At 66.0% G+C, this 26,227-nt stretch carries 29 protein-coding genes and 1 pseudogene; 15 read left to right on the top strand and 15 right to left on the bottom strand.

What is annotated here, in order from left to right; translation table 11 throughout:
* Nucleotides 1-58 precede the first annotated feature (58 nt).
* The 6 genes from ACFQDH_RS07455 to ACFQDH_RS07480 form a co-directional block, all read right to left on the bottom strand.
* On the bottom strand, nt 59-1,198 hold the full coding sequence (locus tag ACFQDH_RS07455; RefSeq protein ID WP_382399942.1) for an RNA polymerase sigma factor: 1,140 nt from the start codon (nt 1,196-1,198) through the stop codon (nt 59-61).
* 3 nt (nt 1,199-1,201) lie between these two features.
* Nucleotides 1,202-1,612 (bottom strand): YciI family protein, encoded by a 411-nt coding sequence (locus ACFQDH_RS07460; protein WP_382399944.1) that lies wholly within the window; start codon nt 1,610-1,612, stop codon nt 1,202-1,204.
* 106 nt (nt 1,613-1,718) lie between these two features.
* Nucleotides 1,719-2,255 carry an NUDIX domain-containing protein gene (locus ACFQDH_RS07465; protein ID WP_382399946.1) on the bottom strand — a complete coding sequence of 179 codons (537 nt, stop codon included), beginning with the start codon at nt 2,253-2,255 and terminating at the stop codon, nt 1,719-1,721.
* A 23-nt stretch (nt 2,256-2,278) separates the two neighbouring features.
* Nucleotides 2,279-3,922 carry an HNH endonuclease signature motif containing protein gene (locus ACFQDH_RS07470; protein ID WP_382399948.1) on the bottom strand — a complete coding sequence of 548 codons (1,644 nt, stop codon included), beginning with the start codon at nt 3,920-3,922 and terminating at the stop codon, nt 2,279-2,281.
* Between the two features lie 94 nt (nt 3,923-4,016).
* Nucleotides 4,017-4,469, bottom strand: coding sequence for an AAA family ATPase (locus ACFQDH_RS07475; RefSeq protein ID WP_382399950.1), 453 nt, complete (start codon nt 4,467-4,469; stop codon nt 4,017-4,019).
* A 3-nt stretch (nt 4,470-4,472) separates the two neighbouring features.
* Nucleotides 4,473-4,865, bottom strand: coding sequence for a nuclear transport factor 2 family protein (locus ACFQDH_RS07480; protein ID WP_382399952.1), 393 nt, complete (start codon nt 4,863-4,865; stop codon nt 4,473-4,475).
* A gap of 179 nt (nt 4,866-5,044) precedes the next feature.
* Here ACFQDH_RS07480 and ACFQDH_RS07485 point away from each other — a divergent pair, with 179 nt between their 5' ends.
* Together ACFQDH_RS07485 and ACFQDH_RS07490 are read left to right on the top strand one after the other, a co-directional pair.
* On the top strand, nt 5,045-5,317 hold the full coding sequence (locus ACFQDH_RS07485; RefSeq protein ID WP_382399954.1) for an FAD-binding protein: 273 nt from the start codon (nt 5,045-5,047) through the stop codon (nt 5,315-5,317).
* Nucleotides 5,281-6,273, top strand: a complete 993-nt coding sequence (locus tag ACFQDH_RS07490; protein WP_382399956.1) for a D-arabinono-1,4-lactone oxidase — start codon at nt 5,281-5,283, stop codon at nt 6,271-6,273. Before ACFQDH_RS07485 ends, ACFQDH_RS07490 begins: the two co-directional genes overlap by 37 nt.
* Nucleotides 6,274-6,371: 98 nt before the next feature.
* Here the strand turns inward: ACFQDH_RS07490 and ACFQDH_RS07495 are convergent, their stop codons facing one another.
* From ACFQDH_RS07495 to ACFQDH_RS07515, 5 genes are all read right to left on the bottom strand, one after another.
* Nucleotides 6,372-6,866 (bottom strand): Lrp/AsnC family transcriptional regulator, encoded by a 495-nt coding sequence (locus ACFQDH_RS07495; RefSeq protein ID WP_382399958.1) that lies wholly within the window; start codon nt 6,864-6,866, stop codon nt 6,372-6,374.
* A 599-nt stretch (nt 6,867-7,465) separates the two neighbouring features.
* Entirely contained in the window at nt 7,466-7,783 is a 318-nt protein-coding gene (locus tag ACFQDH_RS07500; protein WP_382399960.1) for a hypothetical protein, read from the bottom strand.
* The gene (locus tag ACFQDH_RS07505) at nt 7,783-9,138 is read right to left on the bottom strand and encodes an RNA polymerase sigma factor (RefSeq protein ID WP_382399962.1); all 1,356 of its coding nucleotides are present in this window, start codon (nt 9,136-9,138) and stop codon (nt 7,783-7,785) included. The genes ACFQDH_RS07500 and ACFQDH_RS07505 overlap by 1 nt, the downstream gene beginning before the upstream one ends.
* A complete protein-coding gene (locus ACFQDH_RS07510; RefSeq protein WP_382399964.1) occupies nt 9,135-9,521 on the bottom strand; it encodes a YciI family protein in 387 nt (128 codons plus the stop codon). Before ACFQDH_RS07510 ends, ACFQDH_RS07505 begins: the two co-directional genes overlap by 4 nt.
* 1 nt (nt 9,522) lies before the next feature.
* Nucleotides 9,523-9,900 (bottom strand): YciI family protein, encoded by a 378-nt coding sequence (locus ACFQDH_RS07515; RefSeq protein ID WP_382399966.1) that lies wholly within the window; start codon nt 9,898-9,900, stop codon nt 9,523-9,525.
* 239 nt (nt 9,901-10,139) lie between these two features.
* Here ACFQDH_RS07515 and ACFQDH_RS07520 point away from each other — a divergent pair.
* The 4 genes and pseudogenes from ACFQDH_RS07520 (at nt 10,140) to ACFQDH_RS07535 (ending at nt 13,031) form a co-directional block, all read left to right on the top strand.
* Nucleotides 10,140-10,921, top strand: a pseudogene (locus ACFQDH_RS07520) (ABC transporter ATP-binding protein).
* A complete protein-coding gene (locus ACFQDH_RS07525) occupies nt 10,918-11,679 on the top strand; it encodes an ABC transporter permease (RefSeq protein WP_382399968.1) in 762 nt (253 codons plus the stop codon). Before ACFQDH_RS07520 ends, ACFQDH_RS07525 begins: the two are co-directional and overlap by 4 nt.
* Nucleotides 11,680-11,706: 27 nt before the next feature.
* The gene (locus ACFQDH_RS07530) at nt 11,707-12,483 is read left to right on the top strand and encodes a MerR family transcriptional regulator (protein WP_382399970.1); all 777 of its coding nucleotides are present in this window, start codon (nt 11,707-11,709) and stop codon (nt 12,481-12,483) included.
* An 86-nt stretch (nt 12,484-12,569) separates the two neighbouring features.
* Complete coding sequence (locus tag ACFQDH_RS07535; protein ID WP_382399972.1) at nt 12,570-13,031, top strand: phage tail protein; 462 nt, start codon at nt 12,570-12,572, stop codon at nt 13,029-13,031.
* 22 nt (nt 13,032-13,053) lie between these two features.
* Here the strand turns inward: ACFQDH_RS07535 and ACFQDH_RS07540 are convergent, their stop codons facing one another.
* Complete coding sequence (locus tag ACFQDH_RS07540) at nt 13,054-13,395, bottom strand: YciI family protein (protein ID WP_382399974.1); 342 nt, start codon at nt 13,393-13,395, stop codon at nt 13,054-13,056.
* A 209-nt stretch (nt 13,396-13,604) separates the two neighbouring features.
* Here ACFQDH_RS07540 and ACFQDH_RS07545 point away from each other — a divergent pair, with 209 nt between their 5' ends.
* The 7 genes from ACFQDH_RS07545 to ACFQDH_RS07575 all read left to right on the top strand — a co-directional run bounded on the left by ACFQDH_RS07545 (nt 13,605) and on the right by ACFQDH_RS07575 (nt 20,194).
* Nucleotides 13,605-14,618, top strand: coding sequence for a WD40/YVTN/BNR-like repeat-containing protein (locus ACFQDH_RS07545; protein WP_382399976.1), 1,014 nt, complete (start codon nt 13,605-13,607; stop codon nt 14,616-14,618).
* Nucleotides 14,615-14,764: a hypothetical protein gene (locus ACFQDH_RS07550; RefSeq protein ID WP_382399978.1), complete on the top strand. Its 150-nt coding sequence runs from the start codon at nt 14,615-14,617 to the stop codon at nt 14,762-14,764. The genes ACFQDH_RS07545 and ACFQDH_RS07550 overlap by 4 nt, the downstream gene beginning before the upstream one ends.
* 216 nt (nt 14,765-14,980) lie before the next feature.
* A complete protein-coding gene (gene dnaK / locus ACFQDH_RS07555) occupies nt 14,981-16,885 on the top strand; it encodes a molecular chaperone DnaK (protein ID WP_382399980.1) in 1,905 nt (634 codons plus the stop codon).
* Nucleotides 16,882-17,538 carry a nucleotide exchange factor GrpE gene (locus tag ACFQDH_RS07560; RefSeq protein WP_382399982.1) on the top strand — a complete coding sequence of 219 codons (657 nt, stop codon included), beginning with the start codon at nt 16,882-16,884 and terminating at the stop codon, nt 17,536-17,538. Before dnaK ends, ACFQDH_RS07560 begins: the two co-directional genes overlap by 4 nt.
* Nucleotides 17,539-17,620: 82 nt before the next feature.
* Nucleotides 17,621-18,634, top strand: a complete 1,014-nt coding sequence (locus ACFQDH_RS07565) for a DnaJ C-terminal domain-containing protein (RefSeq protein ID WP_382399984.1) — start codon at nt 17,621-17,623, stop codon at nt 18,632-18,634.
* A complete protein-coding gene (locus ACFQDH_RS07570; protein WP_382399986.1) occupies nt 18,634-19,083 on the top strand; it encodes a heat shock protein transcriptional repressor HspR in 450 nt (149 codons plus the stop codon). Before ACFQDH_RS07565 ends, ACFQDH_RS07570 begins: the two co-directional genes overlap by 1 nt.
* Before the next feature lie 103 nt (nt 19,084-19,186).
* A complete protein-coding gene (locus tag ACFQDH_RS07575; RefSeq protein ID WP_382399988.1) occupies nt 19,187-20,194 on the top strand; it encodes a GNAT family N-acetyltransferase in 1,008 nt (335 codons plus the stop codon).
* On the opposite strand, the gene ACFQDH_RS07580 is transcribed toward ACFQDH_RS07575, so the two are convergent.
* Nucleotides 20,195-21,094, bottom strand: coding sequence for a LysR family transcriptional regulator (locus tag ACFQDH_RS07580; RefSeq protein WP_382399990.1), 900 nt, complete (start codon nt 21,092-21,094; stop codon nt 20,195-20,197).
* 82 nt (nt 21,095-21,176) lie between these two features.
* On the opposite strand from ACFQDH_RS07580, the gene ACFQDH_RS07585 reads away from it, so the two are divergent.
* Nucleotides 21,177-21,341: a hypothetical protein gene (locus ACFQDH_RS07585; protein ID WP_382399992.1), complete on the top strand. Its 165-nt coding sequence runs from the start codon at nt 21,177-21,179 to the stop codon at nt 21,339-21,341.
* Between the two features lie 164 nt (nt 21,342-21,505).
* Here ACFQDH_RS07585 and ACFQDH_RS07590 read toward each other — a convergent pair whose 3' ends face one another.
* Nucleotides 21,506-21,718 (bottom strand): hypothetical protein, encoded by a 213-nt coding sequence (locus ACFQDH_RS07590; protein WP_382399994.1) that lies wholly within the window; start codon nt 21,716-21,718, stop codon nt 21,506-21,508.
* The gene (locus ACFQDH_RS07595; protein WP_382399996.1) at nt 21,673-22,647 is read right to left on the bottom strand and encodes a metallophosphoesterase family protein; all 975 of its coding nucleotides are present in this window, start codon (nt 22,645-22,647) and stop codon (nt 21,673-21,675) included. Before ACFQDH_RS07595 ends, ACFQDH_RS07590 begins: the two co-directional genes overlap by 46 nt.
* Nucleotides 22,648-23,479: 832 nt before the next feature.
* Between ACFQDH_RS07595 and clpB the strand changes: the two genes are divergently transcribed.
* Nucleotides 23,480-26,074 carry an ATP-dependent chaperone ClpB gene (clpB, locus tag ACFQDH_RS07600; protein ID WP_382399998.1) on the top strand — a complete coding sequence of 865 codons (2,595 nt, stop codon included), beginning with the start codon at nt 23,480-23,482 and terminating at the stop codon, nt 26,072-26,074.
* Nucleotides 26,075-26,227 lie beyond the last annotated feature (153 nt).

A 26,227-nucleotide genomic window follows, 5' to 3' on the forward strand; every position in this document is an offset into this window, starting at 1 on the left:
CTTGTCCCATCGCAGTGTCAATTGTGGGATCCGAGACGCCCACGAAGGTAAAGGATTATCAAAGGACTTCATGCAACCGCGCTCCTTCACGCAGCAGGTGATCCCGCTCCTTGGTGTTGGTCGCCTTGTGTGCTGCCTCGGTGTAGAGGGCGGCGGATTCGGCGAGATCGCCGGCCTTTTCGTGCAGGTATGCCGCCGCAGCCGTATGGCGCGGCACGGTTGGATCCACTGCTGCGAGCGCCGCGAGGCCGACCCGCGCGCCGTCGGCCTCACCGAGTGCGATCGCTCGATTCAGTTGCACGACAGGAGAGTTCGTGATGGCGAGCAGTTCGTCATACCAGCTCACGATCTGCACCCAGTCCGTCTCCTCGACTCGTTGTGCATCCGCATGCAAGGCGGCGATCGCGGCTTGGGCCTGATATTCGCCGAGCCGATCGGCGGCGAGTGCGTGCTGCAGGATCGCGATGCCCTCGACGATCAGCTCGGTGTCCCAGCGTGAGCGATCCTGCGCCCGCAGCGGCACGAGCCGTCCGCTGGAGTCCGTCCGCGATGCGCGCCGGGCGTGATGCAGCAGCATGAGTGCGAGCAGCCCGCGAACCTCGGGTTCTGTTGTGAGTGAAGCGAGTTGGCGGGTCAGGCGGATCGCCTCGGCGGAGAGGTCGATGGAGCCGCCATACCCCTCGTTGAAGACCAGGTAGAGCACGCGGAGCACCGTGGCCAGGTCGCCGGGGGAGTCGAGTCGGGTGTCGCGTAGTTGCCGCTTGGCACGGCTGATCCGTTGCGCCATGGTCGCTTCAGGCACGAGGTAGGCGTCCGCGATCTGCTTCGTCGTGAGGCCGCCGACTGCGCGCAATGTCAGTGCGACGGCCGACGAGTTGGTGAGTTTCGGGTTGGCACACAGGAAGTAGAGCTGCAGGCTCTCATCGGTGCCGGTGGGGGTGCTGAACTCGGGTTGCTCGGTCACCCGCAGCTCACGCGACCGCCGTGCGTCGGTCGCTCTGACCTGGTCGAGGAAACGCCGCCAGGACGCGGTGATCAACCAGGCGAGCGGGTCGTTCGGCGGCGAATCCGGCCAGCTTTCAAGGGCTTTGATCAGCGCATCCTGCACAGCGTCCTCTACCGACGCGAAGTCTGCTCCACGTCGGCAGAGGGCGCTGATCGTCGCAGGCACCAGCCCGCGAAGTAGCTCGTCGTCCACGAGCTACTCGAAGGTGGGCGCAGTCTCGGCCGTCATGAGGGGACGCAGCTCCAGCCACTCTCCGATCGGCTTGCCATCCTTGCCGGGTGCGGCAGAAAGCTCGCCGGCGAGCTCGATCGCGCGCTCCTCGGACTCGACGTCGATGATCATCCAGCCGGCGATGAGGTCCTTCGTCTCGGCGAACGGACCATCGGTCACCGGCGGCTTGCCCTCTCCGTCATACCGGACCCACATCCCGGTCTGGGCCAATGCGTGCTCGTCGACCAGCTGTCCGGCAGCCTCGAGCCGGTCCGCGAAATCGCTCATGTACTTGACGTGCGCGTCGAACTCGTCGCGGGTCCACTTGTCCATCGGCACGTCGTGTGTGCCCTTGGGTGCGCCGCGGTAGTGCTTCAACATCAGGTACTTCGGCATGGTGGTTCCCTTCGTTGGTGCGAACCATTGTGGTCGCAGATATCCAGGGGACGGAGCTGAAGTCACCATCTCGACATCCCGGGAAGAATTTCTTGTCGTGCGCTGGTCAGACGAGATCCAGATGCGCCGCGAGCCGCAGCACTTCGGCGCCGGTGGGATCTGTGGAGTGCGCCATCCAGTCGATCGCTTCGATGACCGGGAGATGGTGGACTGCAGTGATCTGCTCTGCTCCATCGACGTCGGTCGGTGGAGGACCGATGACCTCGGTTGGAACGACCGCGAAGACCCACCACATCGTCGGGTGCGGCACGTGCGCCAGGTATGGCGTGGCGTTGCGGCTGTGCGCGACGTGGCTGAAGAAGACGTTCATCGGACCGGCTGGCTTCGACCCTGCTTCTTCGTGAAGCTCTCTGCCGGCAGCGGATTCGAGGCTCTCGCCCGGCTCGAGACGGCCGCCGGGCAGGAATCGCCAGCCCTCGACCGACTCGCAGGCCGTCACGACACCGGGCGCGGGAGTCGCGACCAGATGAATGCGGTGCACCAGCTCGGGTGGCGGGTCGTCGAAGGTTCCGACGATGTCGGCGTTCGCGTATTCGACATACGACGTGTCGAAGAGTGCTTCGAACCCCGGTGGCCTCTCCATCGACCTGACGCTAGCAAGCGCGGTCAGTCGGCAGGCCTGGTGAGGTACGTGCGTCCGGACGGGCTCGTCCAGTTGCACACACCATCGGGTGTCATCGACACCCGCCATCCGGCCTCGTGCTTGGCGCGGTGGTGATGCTTGCAGAGGCAGTGCAGGTTGGCCGGTTTGGTCTCACCGAGCGGCCACGGAAGCACATGGTCCAACTCGCAGTTGACGGCGGGCATGGTGCACCCAGGAAACCGGCAGTGCTGGTCGCGAGTCGTCACCATCCGACGGATCGCGGCCGTAGGTCGGTAGTTGCGCGTCATGGTCTCGATCACCGTGCCTGTGCAAGCGTCGGTCAGCGCGCGGGTCACGCTGGTGCCGACGGCTCTGGCGAGCTGCGCAACCTCGGCGGCGGGTATGACGCCGACGCCCGGCACGATGACGTCTTCGAATGGGCCGTCAGGTGTAGCGGTGCAAGGCCGGGGGACGGATGGGGATGACTGAGCCGGCGGGGTCTTGACTGCCGTCGCCGCGCCCGCTCGGGTCGCCGAATGCTGTCTCCTTGCCTCGGAAAGCATTTGGTTCCAGTCGATCTCGGCATACAGCTCGTCGTGATCGTCCAGGTCGCCAGGGCGCTCGGCTTCACGCAGCGACGAGGTATCGAACGGCGTGACTCCCGCCTCGGTCGGGTTCTCGCCCAATATGTCGTCCAGCAGCGCCCGAAGCTCATCGTCGATCGGATCGCTCGTGCTGCTCATATTTTCAGAGGTGGCCTTGTCTTCACCGAACGTGCCTGTGGGAGCGGGTGTTTCGCAACCGACAGGCCGCACTGGCAGATGAAACACGATCGTGGTGTCCACATGGACATTGCGCAGTAGTAGGTCGATGAAGGCATCGGCCCGGCATTCGGCGAGGGTCTTGCCGGTCGTGTCGTCGGCATGCAGTTGGCGGGCGTGTTCATCAATGGCCCGCTGTGCCGCTGCGATGTCCCCGGTGGGCAAGATCGCGACCATCTCGGCAAGGCCGGGCTCGTGGTGCGGCCGGGCGAAGACGCCGATGTGGTTGCGACGTCTGCGTTTTGCCGCTGGCTCGACAGAGGTGGGCTCGATATCCGCAAGCAGTTTCGGCACCCGCCGACGAAGCTGCGTGGTGGTGAGCCCGGCAATGTCATGGTCGAGCAAGGCGCGCTCGACCGCACGCTTCGTCTTCCTCGTCGTGCCAGCAAGCATGTCGGTGACGACGCCGATCTTGGTCGGGTCCACCGTGCCGGCGCCTGCCTCAGTGAGGAGTCGCGGTGCTTGCGTCACTGCATCGAGGGCGTGCTCGATGCGTGTGCTGACCTGCCGTGGGCCGAGCCCCAGCAGGGGCGCAATCTCTGTGTCGATCCACTGCTCGGCGAATCCGAGGTGATGCCGAATCATCCTGGTGTCAGCGATTGTCGGGTCGAAGACTTCTTCGTGACTGGCGGCCTGCGCGATGCGCACAGCCTGGGTTGCAAGCGCGGAGTTGGCGACGCGCTGGGTGGCTGCCACTTGCTCCAGTAGCTGGTCCTTCGTCAACGGATCGGCGTCTGTGCGGGCACTCTCGAAGGCCAGTGACGCCAGCTTCAAGGCGGCAGACAGTAGGTCGGAGCTGCTCGCGCGCGTCAGCTCATCCGCGGCGGGAAGGAGCTGATTCGTCATACCCACAATGTAATTGTGTTCGATGCGGGTTGGAAGGGCTTAAGTCACCAATCTTGTTCGCTGTCAGCGGAATTCGGTGGTTTAACCCCGCTTCTCACGGCTGCAGGGCGGAGCGGCGCAAGAGTTCCTCCACCTCGTCAGCGAGGTCGCTCACAGCCCGCCGTCCGTCGAGCTCAACCGTCGCGCTTGCGCGGAGCAACGGCTCGACCGTCTCGACATACTCAGCGATCTCGGCTCGTTCCGCTTCGGACCGTCCGTACGGATTGTTGGTGCGTATGGCGACTCGCTCGAGCAGCACGTCGAGGGGAGCGCTCAGCAGGACAACATGGTCGAAAGCAAAGTCCCCTTGGTTTCGAACCGTCCCGGAGACCGCGACCGTGTCATGAGTCGCGAGCAGGTCCGCCATGCGAGGTGCGTCCCACAGCGCACCGGGCAACTCCCAACCGTCGTAATCCGTGTCGACAGTGGGGTATCCGCGCCGTGCCAACTCCTGCAGGAGGGTTGTCTTCCCCGCGCCGGACATCCCGGTGATCAGAACGCGTGCCATCGCTCAGCCTGCGGTCGCCTCGGCCACGATCCGATCGAACTGCGCACCCATCGCCTCGGCCAGCGCGTTCGCGCCCGACAACGGGCGCACCATGACGGCGAAGTCGTCAGTCAGGCCATCGTCGTTGACGTGCAAGAAGTCGCAGCCGTTGATGAGCGTGCCAGCTATCGAGGCTTCGAAGACGAGTGCGTGATCCCGACCATCGGGCGAACGAATCTCGCGCACGTAGTGGAAGTCCTCGAAGACTCGCATGACTGCCCGCAGGATTGCCGCGGTGATTGCCTTCCCGTCATACGGCTTGAAGGCGACCGGGCTGGTGAACCGCACGTCGTCCGCCAACAAGGCTTCGATCGCCTGGTGGTCGCCCGCTTCGACTGCGTCCTGGAAGTTGCGCATCGGATCTCCTCGTCGGTCGGTTTTCACGACAGTACGTCACGCGCGGCACGGTTACTCTTCGGTAGGGTCCGTCTATGGCTCACCCGACCGCACCCCGATGGCGCAGACCGCCCAGGCTCCGCGATGGCGGATTCGCCAACTGGGCACGCACTGAGCGCTCTGTTCCGGATAGCTGGCTGATGCCGACCACCGAGGACGACGTCGCATCGCTCGTGCAACGGGCGCGCGCCGGCGGCCGGCGGGTGCGCTGTGTCGGCGCGGGTCACTCCTTCAACGCCATCGCGGCGCCGACCGACATCGCCGTCTCGCTCGACAACCTCCGGGGGATCGTCGCGTATGACGACACCACGGTGACCGTCCTTGCGGGCACCCGGCTGCGTGACCTGAGTGTGGCACTCGCAGCGCGGGGCTGGCCTTGCCGATCCTCGGGTCGATCGCGGACCAATCCGTAGCCGGCGCAATCGCAACCGGCACCCACGGCTCAAGCCTGACGCATCCGAATCTCTCGGGCCTGGTGCGCGGCGTACGGCTGGTCGACGGCACCGGCGCGGTGCTCGATCTCGACGAAGGAGACGCCCTGCTCGACGCAGCACGGGTCCACCTCGGCGCGCTCGGCATCATCACGCGCGTCCGCATCCAGGTGGTCCCTGCGTTCAGCTTGCGCGAGCACATCGAGTGGCTGCCGGTCGGTGAGGTCGCGGCGGCACTCCCCGAGATCAGCTCGAGCGCGGAATACACCAAGGTCTGGTGGATGCCGCACACGCCCAAGGCCCTGGTCTTTCGATGCGAGCGTGTGCCCGCCCCACGCAACCTGCTGGCTGTGCACGCCGATCGCTTCGTTGACGAGAAGATCCTGCATCGGACCCTGCTGCCGGCGATTTTTGCGACGCAGCGCTGGCGGTCCGGGTGGGTGCCGATGTTCAACCGCACCGCCGGCCGAACCCTCAAGAAGGCCAGTCGGATCGGGCCGAGTCCCCTGATCTTCTCGACGCCGATGCCGGCTCGGCATACCGAGACCGAAGCGTCCGTCCCGCTGTCCAGCGGCGGTGCTGCGTTCGACGCAGCACGGCAGGTCGTCGACGACGCGGCCGTGCACGTCAACTTCATCACCGAGCTGCGTTTCGTCAAGGGTGACTCCGGCTGGTTGAGCCCGGCGTATGGCGGCGATGTCGTCCAACTCGGTGCATACACAGCGGTTTTGGGCCATCGCGACCGCTACTTCGAGGAGTTCTGGCGTCGGATGCGCGAGCTGGGTGCCCGCCCGCACTGGGGCAAGGAGCTGGACCACGTAGCGGACGAATTGCGCACTCTTTACCCGCGATTCGACGACTTCACCGATGCTCGCGCACAGCTGGACCCGGACCGGATGTTCACCAACCCGTTCCTCGACAAGGTCCTGGGCTCCTAGTGCGGTGCGTGCAAAGTTGTTGGACAGTCGCTTCGCGCCTGACCAGCAACTTTGCCCACATCCGCACCTGCTCTATTTCTGACTCACTGCACTAGACGTCACTCCGGCAACGGCAGGGGTCGCGGTGGCACCGGTTGTGAAACCACGATCGACGTCGTCGTCTGGCCATAGAGCAGGAACTCGTCGAGCACCGACTCCAGTGCGGGCACCGTCGCCGCATGCAGTCGTATGACGACGCAGTCCTCGCCGGTGATCCGGTCACAAGCGGTGACCTGCGGGTGATTTCGTGCGGCTTTCATCAGACCCGGCAACTGGCCCGGGCCCGGCCGCACGCGCACCAGGCCGGTGACCCGTAGGCCGATGGCTGCCGGGTCGACCGTCAGGTGGAACCCGGTGATGATCCCGACCTCCTCCATGCGCCGGACCCGCGCTGTGACCGCGGGAGCCGACATCCCGACCGTGCGAGCGAGTGCCGACATGGAGAGCCGGGGATCAGCCTGCAGAACCGCCAGCAGCCGCAAGTTCACCTGGTCGAGCTCGGGATGTCGGGGGCCGAAGGCAGAAGCAGGCGATTTCGTGGATTTCGAAGGCATCTACTCATCACACCGATCGTTTGGACATTCCATCACGTGAGTCTCCTTGGAATGCTAATACCGCAGCCATCAGGAAGGAGCCCACATTTGACCTCCGCGACGACCACCGGTCCCAATCACCGCCTACTCTCCCGCGTTGTCGGCTCCACGCCACCCGCGGCGTTCATCGCCTCGAGCGCCGTGTTCCACTACCTCGGACCGTCCATGGCGGTCCTGCTCTTCGCGCACATCAGCGTGCTTGGTGTCGCGTGGCTGCGGATCGCGACTGCCGCAGTGGTGTTCCTCGTATGGCGACGACCGCTCCGGACCATCCGGCGCGCGACATCCGAGCAGCGCCGGGTGATGCTGGCGCTCGGTGTGATCCTGGCGGCGATGAACTGCGTGTTCTACCTCGCGACCGACCGGCTCCCGCTGTCGACTGTTGGTGCGATCGAATTCCTCGGAGTGATCGCACTGGCAGCACTGGGCACACGCAGCCTGCGCAATCTGACCGCGCTTGGCCTGGCAGTGGCCGGCGTCGCCATACTCACCGATGTCCGGTGGGAGAGCGAGCCGTGGGGCTTCGCCTTCGCGTTCGCCAATTGTTCCGGCTTCATGGTCTACGTGATGCTCGGGCACCGCGTCGCGACGAGTGGCTCAGCGAGTGACGGCACGCCCGGGCTCTCGGGCATCGACCAGCTCGCGGTCGCGATGGTCGTTGCAGCGGTTGTCGTCACACCTGTCGGAATCGCCGATGCGGCAACGGCTTTCGCGCACCCGACCTGGCTGATCTGGGAGCCGGCGTGGGGGTCTGCTCGTCGGTCATCCCGTATGTCACCGACCAGCTCGCGATGGCTCGACTGCCGCGCGCCACGTTCGCGTTCTTGTTGTGCCTGCTGCCGGCATCGGCCACCGTCATCGGGCTCGTCGTGCTGCATCAGGTGCCCGGTTGGCGCGACCTCGTCGGCGTCGGCGCAGTCGCCGCCGCGCTGGCACTCCGCCGCGAGGTTCGCAGCTGAAGCGCCGGAAAGGCAACGGGCTCAGTCGATCCGGTCGACCAGCTGGTCTCGGCGGCGAGTGAGGTACGCGCGCTCCGCGGGGTTGCCGGCAAGTTCGATCGCCCGGTCGTATGCCGCTCGCGAGTCGCTACTCCGGCCGAGCCGCCGCAACAGATCCGCGCGTGCGGCGTGGAATGCGTGGTAACCGTCGAGGGATTCGGCGAGCCGATCGATCTCGCCCAGTGCAAGGTCAGGCCCGTCCATTTCGGCGAGCGCCACGGCCCGGTTGAGGCGTACGACGGGTGAGGGATCGAGCTTCGCCATACGGTCGTAGAGGGTGACGATCTGCGACCAGTCCGTGTCGCGTGCGGCTGGCGCGTAGGTGTGCACCGCGTTGATCGCGGCCAGCAATTGGTAACGGCCCGGGGCTCCCCGCCCGCCGCGACAACGGCCAGTCGCTCGCGGACCAATGCGTGGCCCTCGGCGATCAGCTCGCGATCCCACGCGCCACGGTCCTGCTCGTCCAGCGTGACGAGTTCACCGGTCCGGGAGACTCGTGCGGCGCGCCTGGCGTCGGTGAGCAGCATCAACGCGAGAAGGCCTGCCACCTCGCCGTTTTCGGGTTGCAGCACGCGCAGCAGCCGACCCAGCCGGATTGCCTCGTCGGTCAGGTCGGCGCGCACCGGGTCGTCACCGCCAGTGGCCAGGTAGCCCTCGTTGAAGACGAGGTAGACGACGGCGAGCACACCGGCCAGTCGCTCCTGTATGTCGGCCGCAGACGGCACCCGATAGGGGATGTGTGCCGCCTTGATCTTCGCCTTGGCACGCGTGATCCGCTGCGCCATGGTCGTCTCCTGCACGAGGAACGCGGCCGCGATCTCGGCGACCGTCAACCCGCCGAGCATCCGCAAGGTCAGCGCCACGCGGGCCTCCATCGCGAGTGCCGGGTGGCAGCAGGTGAAGACGAGCCGGAGCCGGTCGTCCTCGACCGGGCCTGTTGGTGCAGAAGGCGTTTCGTCGATCATCAGCTGAGCCTCTTCGTGCTTGGCGCCGCGTCGCGACTCCCGTCTCAGCCGGTCGATCGCCTTGCGCGTGGCAGTGGTGGTGAGCCATCCACCGGGGTTGGGAGGTATGCCGTCACGTGGCCACCGTTCGACGGCTGCGACGAACGCTTCCGCCGCGGACTCCTCGGCGATGTCGAGATCACCGAAGCGTCGTGTCAGGCCGGCGACCACCCGTGCCCACTCTTCGTGGTGGGCACGGGTGATGGCCTGGTCGACGGAGCCGTCGGTCACGACTCGAGCAGTGCCTTGAAGGACTCTTCGGTCTGGAAAGGGCGCACTTCGATCTTCCCGCGGCACGCTTTGGACCCCTCCGCAGCGAGGGCGAGGGCCTCGTCGAGATCCGCTGCCTCGATGACCCAGAAGCCGCCGAGTTGCTCCTTGGCCTCCAGGTAGGGGCCGTCCGTGATGATCGTCTTGTCGCCCCGGCCGTCGACGGTGGTCGCCGTCGTCGCCGCTTCGAGCCCGTCGGCGAAGACGAAATGCCCTTCTCTCTCGAGCTTTTCGTTGAACGCGCCGGTGTCGGCGAACGACTGGAGCATCGCTTCCTTGCTCGGGTAGTCGCCGAATTCGCTGCGTTCCGCGGCTCCGAAGACCGACATCATGTATCTGGGCATGTCATTCGCTCTCTTCCAGTTGCAGAATGTGCTCTCTCCCGGGGAAACGGTGCACCTCTTGCGGCCACTCCAGTGCGACCGCGAGTCGCCCCGCCCAGTAGCGCGCAGCCTCATCGTCGTCGACCTCGACGACGCAGAAGCCGCCCAGATGTTCCTTGGTCTCGACATACGGGCCGTCGGTGAAGACCGGTTTCCCGTCCTTCGCCGTCGCACTGAATAGCACGGACTCAGCGCCGATGCCACCGTCGGTGAAGACGAAGACTCCGGCCTTCTGCATGTCGGTGATCACGACCTGGGAGGCGTCTGCTTTCGCCCGCAGCTCCTCCAAGGTGTGCTCTTGCACCCACTCATCGTTGAACGCGATCAGATACTGGGGCACTGACGTCTCCTCTCAGGTCGGCCGGGGCCGGGGAGCCTCGAACCGGACGGCCCGGGTGGCCGTCATACCAACTCCACGAACGTGTGAACCCGAATACGACACCTTCCGCAGAAGAATTCAGGATCCCTGTCGCAGTCAGCTCCAGGCTCGCACGATTTTGCGCCGCATGACCGTGTAAACCGTTGCGGTGACGCCGGGCGCTTGACCTTGACGCAGCGTCAGGGTCGCACGCTCGTTGCATGACCACGAAAACAGCGATCGACATCATCGGACTCACCAAGTCCTATGGCGACCAGGCGGTGCTCCGCGGCGTCGACCTGTGTGTTCCCGCCGGCACCGTCTTCGCACTGCTCGGCTCCAACGGGGCGGGCAAGACGACCACCATCCGGATCCTGTCCACCCTGCTCGCGGCCGACGGCGGAACGGCCAGCGTCAACGGGTATGACGTCGTCGATTCGGCCGCAGACGTCCGCCGATCGATAAGTCTCACAGGGCAATTCGCGGCCGTGGACGAAATCCTGACCGGTCGCGAGAACCTCGTCCTCATCGCCAGGCTGCGACGACTCGCGGATCCCGGGGGATCGCCGACGGCCTGCTGGGGCGGTTCGACCTGACCGAAGCGGCCGGCCGCCGAGTGTCGACGTATTCCGGCGGAATGCGGCGCCGGCTCGATATCGCGATGAGCCTGATCGGCGAGCCGCCGGTGCTTTTCCTGGACGAGCCGACGACCGGTCTCGACCCGCAAGGGCGGCTTGAGGTCTGGGCGACGATCCGGGAGCTCGCGACCACCGGCACCACGGTGCTGCTGACCACGCAGTACCTCGACGAGGCCGAGCACCTGGCCGACCGGATCGCGATCCTGCACGAGGGCGTGATCATCGCGAACGGCACACTCGCCGAGCTGAAACAGCTGCTCCCGCCGGCGAAGGTCGAGTATGTCGAGAAGCAGCCCACCCTCGAAGAAGTCTTCCTCTCGATCGTCGGCCGCGACGACCGGACACCCGCTAGGAGTGAACGATGACAACGGAATTCGCCAGCAACACCGCAGCGATGCTCGGCCGCTCCATGCGCCACATCCTGCGCAGCCCGGACACGATCATCACCACTGCGATCACCCCGATCGCGATGCTGTTGTTGTTCGTCTACGTGCTCGGGGGCGCCATACACACCGGCAGCGGGAAGTATGTCGACTACCTCCTGCCCGGCATCCTGCTCATCACCATCGCTTCCGGTATCGCGTACACCGCGTTGCGGCTCTTCACCGACGTGTCGACCGGGATCTTCGAGCGCTTCCAGTCGATGCCCATCGCTCGATCGGCGTTGTTGTGGGGGCACGTGCTGACCTCCCTTGTGGCGAATCTGATCTCTTTGACCTTGGTCGTACTCGTAGCTCTCGCAATGGGATTCCGCTCCGGTGCAAGCGTCGTGGCGTGGCTGGAGGTGCTCGGGATCCTGGTGCTATTCACGCTGGCGCTCACCTGGCTGGCGGTGATCCCGGGCCTCACGGCGAAGTCGATCGACGGCGCGAGCGCGTTCGCCTATCCGCTGATCTTCCTGCCGTTCGTCAGTTCTGCCTTCGTGCCCACTGCTGGCATGCCCGGCCCCGTGCGCTGGTTCGCGGAGCACCAGCCGGTCACTGCCATCGTCAACACCATCCGTGACTTGTATGCCGAGAAACCGGTCGGCAACGACGGCTGGATCGCCGTCGTGTGGTGTGCCGGCATACTCCTGGTCGCGTACCTGCTGGCGATGCGCACCTACCGCAGCAAAATCGCCTAACTTCAACGAGATTCGGGACAATGGACCATGCTCACGATCAGTCAGCTCGCGGCATACGCAGGCGTCACGGTGCGCGCAGTCCGGCACTATCACGCCAAAGGCTTGCTACCCGAGCCGCAGCGGGACCACTCCGGCTATCGGCGGTATGACGCAACGGCGGTGGCCGAGCTGATCAAGATCCGCACCCTGGCCGACGCCGGAGTCCCGCTGTCCCGGGTCCGCGAGCTGCTCGTCGCGGACGAGGCCGACTTCGCAGCGGCGGTGGAGCAGATCGACCGGAGGCTGCGCGCCGAGATCCGCGAGCGGCAACATCACCGCGAACGCATCGCCAAGCTCGCGGCCGGCGACAGCCTGGCCCTCCCGACTGATGCGGTCGCCTACCTGGGCCGGTTGCGCGAGCTCGGCTTCAGCGAGCATTTCATCGGCGGAGAACGCGATGCCTGGATCCTGGTCGCCGGCCAGCTCCCGGAGCGGATGTCGTTCTACATGACGTTGAAACAGCAGCAGCTCGAGGACCCGGAGAGCCTGGCGCTCTACCGTGAGCTGGCCGAGGTCATCCACTGGGAGGCCGACGACCCGCGTCTGTCGGCGATCGGTGACCAACTCGTCGCGCTGCTGGAGGCCGCTCATCCCGACGGCGCCGAGTCGAGCGTCGATGCCGCAGCGCGGATTCCCGACGACCTGGCCCGACTCCTCGATGAGCTGTTCGTGCAGCTGGTGCCGGCGGCGCCGCGGATCCTGCAGCGGTTGCGAGAGCGCGGCTGGACCGGCTGGACGAACCTCAAGCGCATTGACCGGACGTGACACGCCACCGTCATACGGCAGCTATCCCGAGCGCTACCGTGGGGCAGCAGTATGGCGCCCGACCGAGCCACACCTCTGGAGAATGCATGTCCTACGTCGTTGACTTCACAACAGTTTCGACCGTCGGCTTGGAGTCGTCGCCGGTCGCGGACGCGCTCGCCGGCCTGCGTGCCAACGAGGCGCGCTACTTCAAGAACAAGTACGACCACACGTTCACGGTGGAACCTGCGGCTGAAGCCAAGTCGGCGATCGACTGGGTGAGCGGGATCCTCAAGGACGAGCGCGACATCGTCATCGCATCCCCGGCACTGGAAGCCAGCCAGTTCCAGGTCGAGAACATCAAGATGGCCTACGTCTTCTACGAGAGCGGCTTGTCGATCAATGTGATGTACACCGTTGACGACGGCGGGAAGCGTGCCGTCGGCTTCAAGCTGTCGGACGGCATGGAAGTCCCGGCCGAGCTCGGCGCGTTCAAGTTCGCCCGGCAGAAGTCGAAGCTCGCCGGCACGATCCGCGGGTCCTACTTCGTCATCAAGGGCGAGCACTGATCCCTGTCAGCTCTTTGCTCCGTCAGCCGATCCGTCGGACCTCCTGGGGCCAGCCGCACGCCTCGGCGATCTTGCCGGCCCACACCTTCGCGGCGTCGTCGTCGGCAACGTCGACGACGGTCAGGCCACCCAGGAACTCCTTCGTCTCGGCGAACGGCCCGTCGGTGACGACGAGTTCGCCGCTGGTCGCGTCGGCGCTGAATGCCTTGTTGATGTCTTCTTCCAGCCCACCGGCGAAGACGTAGACGCCTGCGTCCTTCGCTTCTTCCACGACCGCGTTCGCGAGTGGCCCGCGCTTGCTGAACCACTCCTCGCTGTGGTCGCCCACCCACTGCTGGTTGAAGTAGATGATGTATTGCGCCATGTCGGCTCCTTTGTCGCAGTGGCGGACTCGGTGCCCGCTCACCATCTCTACGAACAGCACACGACGAATACGACAGAGTCGCAACCGACGATTGTTGTGTGCCCGTTTGGGGTGCTCTCAGGTCTTGCCCGCTGGCCCGCCCGTGGCGAGAATAGGAGGTTGCGGTCCCCGGCATACAACGGCCCGGGCCTCGACGAAGGAAGCGTCTGATGTCCGATGTAGCCATCCAGGTGTTGGTCGGGACGACCAAGGGCACGTTCATCCTCGACGGCGACGCCGATCGCTCGCGCTGGGCGGTTCGCGGACCGTATTGCGACGGGTGGCCGATCAACCACGTCATCGGCGACCCGGCTACCGGGACGATGTGGGCCGGCGGTGGCGGCGACTGGTCCGGTGCCGGCGTATGGCGCTCCAACGACGGCGGCGCGACGTGGGACGTGACCAAGCTGACCACCGGCGAGATGGACTCATGGGCGGCGAACGATCCCGAGTTCGCGGAGTCGATCGGCTGGACCGAGGCACCGGTCCCGTTCGGTGACAGCTTCTCTCAGGTCTGGTCACTTGGCCGATCCGGCGGAAAGCTTTATGCCGGAACCAAACCCGCGACCCTGCTGGTCAGCGACGACGATGGCGAGACCTGGCAGACGGTCAAGGGCCTGACTGATCACCCGTCGGCGCCCGACTGGGGACCAGGCGCCGCGGGGCTCGTCCTGCACACCATCGTCGTCGACCCGGAAGACCCCGAGAAGATGTGGATCGGCATCTCCGCAGCCGGGGTCTTCGCCACCGAGGACGGCGGCGTGACCTGGGAGCGCCGCAACGACCTCGCCGACCCCACGGCGGGCGAAGGCAACACCCACCCGGCCGCGGCCTCCGACGGGCACACCGGCTTCTGCGTGCACCACCTCGAACGCGCCGCGGGGAGGAATCCGTTCTCTACCAACAGAATCACCACGGTGTATGGCGCTCGCAGGATGGCGGCCACACCTGGCACAACATCACCGCGGGCCTGCCCTCGACGTTCGGCTTCCCACTCTGGGCGCATCCGCGTGACGGCCGGACGATCTGGACCGTGCCGCTCAACGGCGACAGCGAGGGCCGCTACCCACCGGATGCGGCCGCCGCTGTATGGCGCTCCCGGAACGCCGGTGCTTCGTGGGAGGCGCTACGCACCGGGCTCCCGCAAGAAGCGTGCTTCTTCACCGTGCTGCGCCAGGGCATGAGCGGCGACCGGCAGGACCCCGCCGGTGTCTACTTCGGGACGAACACCGGGTCCGTCTTCGCCAGCCGTGACGAGGGCGAGACATGGGATGAAATCGCCCGGCACCTGCCCACCGTGCTGGCCGTCGAGGTCTTCGAACGCGTCTAGGGGTGGCTCGGAAGAAAATCTCCCCGGACCGGGAATCATTCGACCTACCTGAAAGTTGAGTCAGGTAAGCGCAACTTTGGTGCCGTCGGTTTGACACGACTGCGGTCGCCGGAGTTGAGTCGGACACAGTCAACTTCGCTCGTATGACGCGGGGCTTCTCTGCGTCCGGCGACGACACATGACAGCCAAACATCTCAACCAAGGGAGAACACAGACATGGGACGTGCGGTAGGTATCGACCTCGGCACCACCAACTCCGCGGTCGCGGTCCTGGAGGGCAACGACCCCGAAATCATCGCGAACGCAGAAGGCGGGCGCACCACGCCGTCCGTTGTGGCGTTCGCCAAGAACGGTGACGTGCTGGCCGGCGACATCGCCAAGCGCCAGGCCGTCACCAACGTCGACCGCACGGTTCGCTCCGTCAAGCGCCACATGGGCACCGACTGGAGCACCCAGATCGACGACAAGAAGTACACCCCGCAGGAGATCTCGGCCCGCATCCTGCAGAAGCTGAAGCGCGACGCCGAGTCCTACCTGGGCGAGGACGTGACCGATGCGGTCATCACCGTCCCGGCATACTTCGACGACGCCGAGCGCCAGGCAACCAAGGAGGCCGGTGAGATCGCGGGCCTCAACGTGCTGCGTATCATCAACGAGCCGACCGCGGCGGCGCTCGCCTACGGCCTCGACAAGGGCAAGGAGGACGAGCTCATCCTGGTCTTCGACCTCGGTGGCGGCACCTTCGACGTGTCCCTCCTCGAGGTCGGCAAGGACCCGGAGGACGGCTTCTCGACCATCCAGGTCCGCGCCACCAGCGGTGACAACAAGCTCGGTGGTGACGACTGGGACCAGCGCGTGGTCAACCACCTGGTCCAGCAGGTCAAGAACCAGACCGGCGTCGACCTGTCCAAGGACAAGATCGCCATGCAGCGTCTGCAGGACGCCGCCGAGCAGGCCAAGAAGGAGCTGTCCGGCGCGACGTCGACCAACGTCAGCCTGCAATACCTGTCGATGGGTGAGAACGGCCCGATCCACCTGGACGAGTCGATCACCCGCGCGATGTTCGAGGACCTCACGAAGGATCTCCTCGCGCGCACCAAGGGCCCGTTCGAGCACGTGATGAAGGACGCCGGCGTCACCGTCAGCGACATCGATCACGTTGTGCTGGTTGGCGGTTCGACCCGTATGCCGGCCGTCGCGCAGGTCGTGAAGGACCTCACCGGCAAGGAGCCCAACAAGGGCGTCAACCCGGACGAGGTCGTCGCCGTCGGTGCCGCGCTGCAGGCCGGTGTGCTCAAGGGTGAGCGCAAGGACGTGCTGCTCATCGACGTCACGCCGCTGTCGCTCGGTATCGAGACCAAGGGTGGCCTGTTCACCAAGCTGATCGAGCGCAACACCGCGATCCCGACCAAGCGCTCGGAGGTGTTCTCCACCGCCGAGGACAACCAGCCGTCGGTCGAGATCCAGGTCTTCCAGGGTGAGCGCGAGCTGGCCAAGGACAACAAGCCGCTGGGCAACTTCGAGCTGTCCGGCATCGCGCCGGCGCCTCGTGGCGTGCCACAGGTCGAGGTCACCTTCGACATCGACGCCAACGGCATCGTCCACGTGTCCGCCAAGGACCGTGGCACCAACAAGGAGCAGTCGATGACGATCTCCGGCGGCTCGGCGCTGCCGAAGGAAGACATCGAGCGGATGGTCAAGGATGCCGAGGAGCACGCAGCCGAGGACAAGAAGCGCCGTGAGGAGACCGAGGCCCGCAACACCGCGGAGCAGCTGGTCTACTCAACGGAGAAGTTCCTGGCCGACAACGGCGACAAGGTCCCGGCCGACTCCAAGACCGAGGTCGAGTCGGCGCTGACCGAGCTCAAGGACGCGCTCAAGGACGAAAACACCTCTGCTGAGGACATTTCCGCCAAGACCACCAAGGTCAACGAAACCTCGCAGAAGATGGGCGCCGCCCTGTATGCCGCCGAGCAGCAGTCCGGGGGCGAAGCCCCGACGGGTGACGCAGCGGGTGCAGCCGGGGCGGGCGACGCGCCGCAGGCCGACGCCGAGAACGACGACGTGGTGGATGCCGAGGTCGTCGACGACGAAGACGACACCAAGGGTGACTCCAAGTGACCGACCCCAAGGGCCCGCAGCCGGGCTCCGCTTCGGCGGAGCCCGGCCGGCGGCCGGAGGAAGAGGACCAGACCGGACCGGTCATCCGCGACAAGCGCCGGATCGACGAAAACGGTGACGTGCGAGTGACATCGGAGGGCAACGTGGCGGACAAGACCGCACCGGATGTCGCCGACGAGCCGGCACCGGCCGAGAACGTTGCGGACACGGAGGGTGACCACCCTGACACCGTGCTCGCGGCGGAGCGGCTCGACGCCTTGCAGCGCACCCAGGCGGAGTACTTCAACTACAAGAAGCGCGTCGAGCGCGACCGAGAGGCCCAGAGGGACGCCACTACGGCGCGCGTTCTGGAGTCATTTCTGCCCGTGCTCGACGACATCTACCTGGCGAGGCAGCACGGAGATCTGGAGGGCTCGCCCTTCGAGAAGATCGCCGACAAGCTCGACTCGACGCTCACCAAGCTGGGCCTGACCGCGTTCGGCGCGGTCGGTGAGCCGTTCGACCCCACCCATCACGAAGCCTTGATGCACATCGAGGCCGAGGTGCCGGAGGGTTCGGAAGGCACCACGATCGTGCAGGTCATGCAGCCGGGCTACCGGCTGGGTGAGCGCATGGTTCGCCCCGCCCGCGTCGCGGTCGCCGACCCGTCCTGATGAAGCCCAAGTTGCCCACCGAGCGGGGGTTCATCGCGAATCCCCGCTCGGTGAGGCAACTTTCGACGTACTGGAGTGATTGATGGCTAGTCAGGATTGGCTCGAAAAGGACTTCTACAAGATCCTCGGCGTCTCCCAGGAGGCGACCGACGACGAGATCAAGAAGGCCTACCGCAAGCTCGCCCGTAAGTGGCACCCGGACCAGAACCCTGGTGACACGGCAGCGGAGCAGAAGTTCAAGGACATCGGCGAGGCCAACTCCGTCCTCGCCGACCCGGCCAAGCGCCAGGAGTACGACCAGCTGCGCCAGATGGTCGGTGGCGGTGCTCGTTTCACCGCCGGCGGACCGGGCGGTGCCGGCGGCGGCGCCGGGTTCGAGGACCTCTTCGGTTCGATGTTCGGCGGAGGCGGCGGTGGGCAGAACGTCCGGTTCCCCACCGGCGGCCGGGGCGAGCAGATCAACCTCGACGACATCCTCGGCCAGTTCGGCGGTGGCGGCGGCTACGGGTCGCCGTATGGCGGCTACCAGGCCGGTCCCCGCAAGGGCGCCGACCTCGAGGCGCGCACCACGCTGAGCTTCCGGGACGCTGCGGCCGGCGAGACCATCGCCCTGCAGGCCGCCGACGGGCAGACGATCAAAACGCGAATTCCCGCTGGTGTCAGGGACGGTCAGACGATCCGGTTGCGCGGCAAGGGGCAGCCCAGCCCCAATGGCGGGCAGCCCGGCGACCTGCTGCTGCACATCACGGTGCAGTCACACCCGGTGTTCCGCCGCGAGGGCAACAACCTCACGGTCGACCTGCCGGTGACCTTCGCCGAGGCCGCGTTGGGAGCCACCGTCGCAGTGCCGACACTGAGTGGCAAGAGCGTCAAGGTCAAGATCAAGGCGGGCACGCCGTCCGGTCGCAAGCTGCGCGTCAAGGGCCAGGGCATCCAGGCCAAGAGCGGCGCCGGTGACCTGATCGCGATCGTGCAGATCATCGTGCCGGAGAAGCTGTCCGGGGAGACGAAGAAAGCGGTCGAGGCGATCGCGGAGCAGGAGCGCGCCGACGGCGTCGACCCGCGAGCCGAACTGAGCGCGAAAGCTGCCCAGTGATGGTCCGCTCGTCGTGGCGAGGCGCGGCGCCGCCGCCGGGCGACGCGCCGATCTACGCGATCTCCGCGGCGGCGCAGCTTGCCGGCATACATGCTCAAACCCTGCGCCAATACGACAGATTGGGCCTCGTGACGCCGTCCCGCACCAGGGGCGGCGGGCGTCGCTACTCGATGGACGACCTGGACGTCCTGCGGGAAGTGCAGCGACTCTCCCAGGAGGAGGGCGTCTCGCTCGCCGGCATCCGCCGGATCCTGGAGCTCGAGGACCAGGTCGGCGCACTCCGGTCGCGCGTTCGCGAGCTGTCCGAGGAGCTGGCCCGCGAGCGCAGCAAGGGCATGGGCCGCGTCTTCGCGGCAGCCCCGGACGGTCAGATCACGCCGCTGCGCCCGGGCGAGCGCGTCACGCCGGTGCGGGCCGAGCGCGCCCTCGTCGTATGGCGCAAGCGCTGACCTCGATGGACACGAAACGCCCACGACCGTTGCCGTCGTGGGCGTTTGCGGCGACTCAATATTCGGTGGTGTACGCCTCACCGGGTTCCGTAGCCTGAGTCGGGTGATCCGACTCATCGATCCTGCCGACGACGACGCCATGCGCCAGGTCTTCGATGTCGGGGTCGCCGCGAAGAGTGTTGCGCGGCCCTGGTTCACACCACCGTCATACAAGTCCTGGCTGATCGGTATGCGGCAGCCCGATCCGGAGGAGCGCCAGGAGCTCTACGGGTTCTTCCGCGACGGCGCTTGCGTCGGCACGAGTCTGTTGTTCGTCCCCACGCAGGACAACCTCGAGAAGGTGTATGCCGACATTGACGTCGCACCCGAGCATCGACGGCGGGGCGTCGGGGCTGCCCTGGTGCGGCACGCGAAGGCTCGCGTCGGGGAGCTCGGCAGGTCGGCGCTCTTCGTCGAAACCTTTGCTCCGGGTGAGGGCGCCGATGACCACGAGTACGCGCGGTTCGCCAGGTCTCAGGGGTTCCTTCCGGCGTGGCGTGAGCCGACCCGGCATCTCGAACTGCCTGTGCCCGCGGAGAAACTGGCCGACCTTGCCGCTGCCAGTAATGCACGGCGTGACGGGTACCGCATCGAGACGTATGTCGGTCGGGTCCCTGACGAGTTGCTGGCCGGGCTGGCCGAGCTGATGCGCATGCTGGCGGTGGATGCGCCTTCCGGAGACGTCGATTTCGAGCCGGAGGAGGTGACGCCCGATCGGTTGCGCCGCATCTACGCGCGTGAGGCCGAGCAAGGACGAATTCGGTTGTCGTCACTCGCGATTGACGAAACGTCCGGTGCGGTAGCTGCACAGACGGATCTGGTCTTCGATGACACGATGGATCCGGTCGTGCAAGAAGGCACCTATGTCCATCGCGAACATCGCGGCCACCGTCTCGGCACTGCCGTCAAGGTCGCGAATCTCCAGCGGTTGCAGCGTGATTACCCCGGTCGCCCCTTCATCCGGACGATGAATGCGGACACCAACGAGCACATGGTCTCCATCAACGTCGAGCTCGGCTTCGAGATCGTCGAGACCTCGACCGAGTGGATCTTCGCCTCGTCGACCGGCTAGTCATCGCTCGTCGTCGGGCGCGATCTCGTGCAGCAACTCCAGCGCCCGACGGGTGACGGGACTACCGGCTGCAGCATCACGCACGTGCACGGAGATACCACGGCGGATCTCCGGGGAGGACAACGGCACCGCACGCGCCTTCCGGGGCAGCGAACCGAGGGTGAGCAGCGGCGCGAGCGTCACGCCGATGCCCGCTGCGACCAGCGCGAAGCTCGTGTGGTGGTCCTGGCACTCCGCGACCGTGCGCGGTGACATACCGGACTTGTCGATGGCGCGTCGGAGGATGCGGCCGCACGTCTGATCCTGGTTGCTGTCGTCCACCCAAGGGTCGTCGGCCAGGTCGGTCATCGCGATCTCGTCGCGGTCCGCGAGGGGATGCTTGGCGGGAAGGACGACGACATACGGCTCGGTGGTCAGCTCGTGCCGTGTGTATCCCTTGATGTGAGAAGGCTTTTCGCTCAGATCCTCGGTGCGGATGTCGAGATCGCACTCGGCTCGCGCAGCCTCAGTGTGCTCGTTGAGGTCGACAGTGATCAACACGTTCTTGAACTCCCGCTGCAGTTTCGCGACCAGTCTCGGCACCCATTCCTCGCCGGCCGACGAGAAGCAGGCGATCGACAAGCTGCCGGTGCGACCCTGGCGCAGGTCAGTCACGACGTTGTCCAGTCGGGCGAGCGCGCCCATGGCGTCGTCGCTCTGTTGTGCCAGTAGACGCCCGGTAGGTGTGGGAGAGATCCCGCGGCCCGCCTTCTCGAAAAGCGTCAGCCCGGTCTCGCGCTGCAACTGATTGATGTGCTGGCTGACGGCGGACGGCGTGTAGCCGAGATGGGTCGCGGCGCCCTGCACGGAGCCACTGGCGACGACGGATCGAAAGACCCTCAAACGGTGTATGTCGAGCATGTTCCGATACTACAGCAAGACTTAAGCATTATGAAGAAATCCCAGCTTGTGCTGAACAGTTAAGTCATCCAGAATGGAACCCATGAACACAACACAAGCACTGAACAAGACGACCCACCAACGGCACGGACACGGCCGGACATCGCTCGGCTTCGCCGGCAAGCTTCGGGCCTTCTGGCGTGACCAGCAGAACGCCCAGGAGACGCTGATCGAGAAGCAGACCCCGTGGCTCAGCCGCCACTACTGAGCGCCATGCCGACCCACTGTCCGGCGAACGTCCCCTGACCATCGGTCAGGGGACGTTCTTCATGTGGCACTAGTGCGGTGCGTGCAAAGTTGTTGGACAGTCGCTTCGCGCCTGACCAGCAACTTTGCCCACATCCGTACCTGCTCTATTTCTGACTCACTGCACTAGGCCATTGGGTTCTTCAGCAGCAGCTCGGTGTTGCGGTCGGCGTCGCTGCCCATCCGGTTCGGATCGCGGTGAATGTCGTTGTAGGACAGCTCTCGATAGAGCGAGGCAAGTGCCGCAGGCGAGCTGTCGTCGTATGACGCCTGGTATGGCGCGGCCGACTCGATCAGCGTCGTGAAGAGCGACAGAGTGCCGTCGGCGTTGTCGCACACGTCGATGATGCGAGCATGCTGCGGGAAGTCGACGTGTGACGCGGTGTTGATCTCCCAGAAGGAGCGCGTCGGATCGTTGTGGTGGTGCGGCGTGATCTTGTTGTCGTGCGTGTGGCGTTCACCCAGGCCACGACGTTCGGATAGCGCTGCAGCGTGCTGACCAATTCCGAGCCGCTGTGCCGGATTTCGAGCGTGTCGGGTGCGAGCAGCAGATTGTTCATGCTGTCACTGGTGTGGTGGCTGAAGAGCACGAAGAGCTGATCCGGGTGTTCCGTGCGATGCTCGATGCCCCAGCCGTCGTAGTAGCGGTTGGACGATGCCTCGATGGTGCGCTTGATCCAGCGGAACTGCTCGTCCCCGATCGAACCGTCGGTGAAGCCGGCCCGGTTGGTCGAATCCATCGAGATGCCAACGACACCCGGCGCGATCTGGAAGCTGTAGTAGCCGATGCCGTCGGCGATCGCATCGGCGGTGAACCCGTGCCCGTGCGGTCCGGGCCCGTCGACCTTCGGGTCCAGGTGCGCGGCCATGAACTCTCGGGGCGTGAACGTCGCCCGCCGCTCGTCACGTGTGACCTCCCAGCGCGACTGGGTGAGCGACGACGCCTTCGGTATGGCGGACTGCCCGCCGATCGACGATCGGCGCAGTGCGAGATTGGCGCTGGTGTTGTCGAAACCGGTGAATTTGAAACTGCCGGTGTACATCTCGGCCAGGACCGGAGTGCTGGAGGGCAGCGTGCCCTCGATGGAGTCATCGTGGTTGCCGAAGACGCTGAACCACTTCGTCTTCAGTCCCTCGCTGGTGTGCGGCGTGATCGCACGCTCGAAAAAGTCTGGGAGCGTGGGAAATCCGACCTTCTTGTACATGTCGGACGCAGTGGATTCCGGCAGGTAGTAGAGGCTGTCGCCGGCGTTCTGGACCCCTCCCACTTCGTGGGCGAGCCGGTGTTCGCGGTGATGGCGCCGCCGCTCATCATCGCCAAGAACCAGTCGAGCTCGACGTTCTCGTGATTGTCGGAGCTGTCGCCCGTCGTCACCACGCAGTCGAATGCTCGGCCGCTGAACGGCCCCTTGCCGACCTCGTTGACCCGTCGCACGAGCTGCGCGCCGCCCTGCGTGCCGAGCGCCTCGTGCGGGCGGAATGCCGAACCGGTGATCTCGTGCAGCCACTCGAATCGGACCGGTGACTGTGCGTCGACGACGTGAACGTCGGTGAACTGCACGATCGATGCCTGGGCGGTCCGAGTGTCGTCCCGCTTCGCCTGCGCCGGACACAGATCGGTGCGCACGGTCAACGGGTAACCCGGACCCGACGTCAGCCGGGTGTATCCACTCGACCTCGCGGGTGCGGCGGCAGCTTCGAGCGTCGTGCCCTCGCCGAGCATGGCGCGCCGACTCCACGAGATGAGGTCGGCATCGGCCGCTCGGGCCGGGCGGGTGCCGAGTGTGATTGCGGCGGCCGCGCCGATGCCGCCGCCCAGGAGGGTCCGGCGTCGAATGGAAGTCATCTCGCTCCTCAGGTCACTTGGACGTTCGTCCATCATTGCGTCGGCGGGTGGTCGATGGGTGACTCCGGGCTGACGAATTGGCGAAATCGGTACGCGGCAAAGTTGAGCGGAATAGACTCAACTTTGCTCTCGTTGGACGAAGGGAGACGTATGCCGCGCTTGCCCGGTTCCACCTGTCGCGGAAAGCTGGAACCGGAGCAGTGCGGCATACCGCTAGAACTGACGACGTACCCGACCAGGGAGGACCAACCAACGTGGCTCTACAGCTGACCACCAAGGCGCAAGAGGCTGTTTCCAATGCGGTGCAGCTTGCGACTACCGCGGGCAACCCGCAGGTGGAGCCGGCGCACCTGCTGCTCGCGCTGACCGACCAGACCGACACGACCACCGGCCCGCTGCTCGAAGCGGTCGGCACCACTGCCCAGGCGGCCCGCGCGACCGCCGAGCAGGCGCTGCGCTCGCTTCCCGCGACACAAGGGGCGTCCGTTGCTCAGCCGACGATGTCGCGCACCTTCGCCAACGTGCTCGAGCAGGGTCGCCAGGCCATGGAGTCGATGGGCGACACCTTCGTGTCTACCGACCACCTCTTGCTCGCACTCGCCCAGACCGGTGAATTCGGTTTGAACGCAGAGGCTTTGGCCGCGGCCATCCCACAGACGCGCGGTGGCCGCAAGGTGACCAGCCCCGAGCCCGAGGGCAGCTTCGACGCACTCGAGAAGTACGGCACCGACCTGACCAACGCGGCGCGCGAGGGCAAGCTCGACCCCGTCATCGGTCGCGACGCCGAGATCCGGCGCGTCGTGCAGGTCCTGTCGCGGCGCACCAAGAACAACCCGGTGCTGATCGGCGAACCCGGCGTCGGCAAGACCGCCGTCGTCGAAGGGCTCGCCCAGCGGATCGTCGCCGGCGATGTCCCGGAATCGTTGCGCGACAAGCGATTGATCTCGCTCGACCTGGCCACGATGGTCGCCGGTGCGAAGTTCCGCGGTGAGTTCGAGGAGCGGCTCAAGGCCGTGCTCGAGGAGATCAAGGGCTCCGACGGCGAGGTCGTCACCTTCATCGACGAGTTGCACACCGTCGTCGGTGCGGGCGCCGGCGGCGACTCCTCGATGGATGCCGGCAACATGCTCAAGCCGATGCTGGCCCGCGGCGAGCTGCGGCTGGTCGGCGCGACGACGCTGGATGAGTACCGCGAGCACATCGAGAAGGATCCGGCGCTGGAGCGCAGGTTCCAGCAGGTGTATGTCGGTGAGCCTTCCGTCGAGGACACCATCGCCATACTCCGTGGGCTCAAGGAACGCTACGAGGCGCACCACAAGGTCGCGATCTCGGATGCCGCGGTCGTGGCTGCGGCGTCGCTGTCGGACCGCTATATCACCGCCCGCCAGCTGCCGGACAAGGCGATCGACCTGATCGACGAGTCCGCGTCCCGGCTGCGGATGGAGATCGACTCCTCGCCGGTCGAGATCGATGAGCTGCGCCGCTCGGTCGACCGGCTGAAGATGGAGGAGTTGCACCTCGAGTCCGAGACCGACGCCGCGTCCAAGGACCGGCTCGCCAAGCTGCGTTCCGACATGGCGGACAAGCAGGAGGAGCTGAGCGCGCTCACCGCGCGTTGGGAGCAGGAAAAGGCCGGGCTCAACAAGGTCGGTGACCTCAAGAGCGAGATCGACGAGCTGCGCACGCACGCGGATCGCCTGCAGCGAGACGGCGATTACGCCGGCGCCTCCAAGATCCTGTATGGCGAACTCCCTGCGCTGGAGAAGCAACTCGAGGAGGCTCAGGCTGCCGAGTCGACCAGCTCGACCGCGGGTGGGGAGGCTCCGATGGTCAAGGAAGAAGTCGGACCCGACGACATCGCGGACGTCATTTCGGCCTGGACCGGCATACCCGCTGGGCGGTTGCTCGAGGGTGAGACCGAGAAGCTGCTGCGCATGGAGGACTGGATCGGCGAGCATGTGATCGGCCAGAAGAGCGCCGTGCAAGCGGTCTCGGACGCCGTGCGGCGTAGCCGTGCCGGAGTCTCCGACCCCGACCGTCCTTCGGGCTCGTTCCTCTTCCTCGGTCCGACTGGTGTCGGCAAGACCGAGCTGGCCAAGGCTGTTGCGGACTTCCTCTTCGACGACCCGCGCGCCGTCATACGCATCGACATGTCGGAGTACTCCGAGCGGCACGCGGTCGCCCGGCTGATCGGCTCGCCTCCCGGCTACGTCGGCTACGAAGAGGGCGGCCAGCTCACCGAAGCCGTGCGTCGGCGCCCGTATTCGGTCGTGCTGCTCGACGAGGTCGAGAAGGCGCACCCGGAGACTTTCGACATACTCCTGCAGGTGCTCGACGACGGGCGGCTGACCGACGGGCAGGGCCGCACGGTCGACTTCCGCAACGTCATCCTGATCATGACTTCCAACCTGGGCTCGCAGTTCCTCGTCGACCCGACGCTGGACCTGAAGCAGAAGCAGGACTCGGTGATGAGCACCGTGCGCAAGTCGTTCAAGCCGGAGTTCATCAACCGGCTCGACGAGGTCATCATCTTCGAGGCGCTGACCAAGGAGGAGCTGACCCGGATCGTCGACCTGCAGGTCGACGCGATCGCGATGCGGCTCGCGGATCGGCGGATCACACTGTCGGTCACCCCGGCCGCCAAGCAGTGGCTGGCCGACGAGGGGTTCGACCCGGCATACGGCGCGCGTCCACTGCGCCGGTTGGTGCAGAAGCAGATCGGCGACCGGCTGGCCAAGGCGCTGCTCGGTGGCGAGGTGCGTGACGGCCAGACCGTCACCATCGACAAGTCCGCCGACGGCGACGGCCTCGACGTCCAGCCGGCCCAGGCGCCGACCCCCGCCGCCTGATCGCCGACACCCGCCCCCTGATCGCCGACACCCGCCCCCTGATCGCCGACACCCGCCCCCTGATTACCGAGAGGACACCGAAACATCGAGAGGACAGGCGATTTGACCCTCAAAAGGGCCAAATCGGCTGTCCTCTCGGTTATCGGGTGTCCT

Source organism: Flexivirga alba, from assembly GCF_042661025.1.
Lineage (GTDB): Bacteria > Actinomycetota > Actinomycetes > Actinomycetales > Dermatophilaceae > Flexivirga > Flexivirga alba.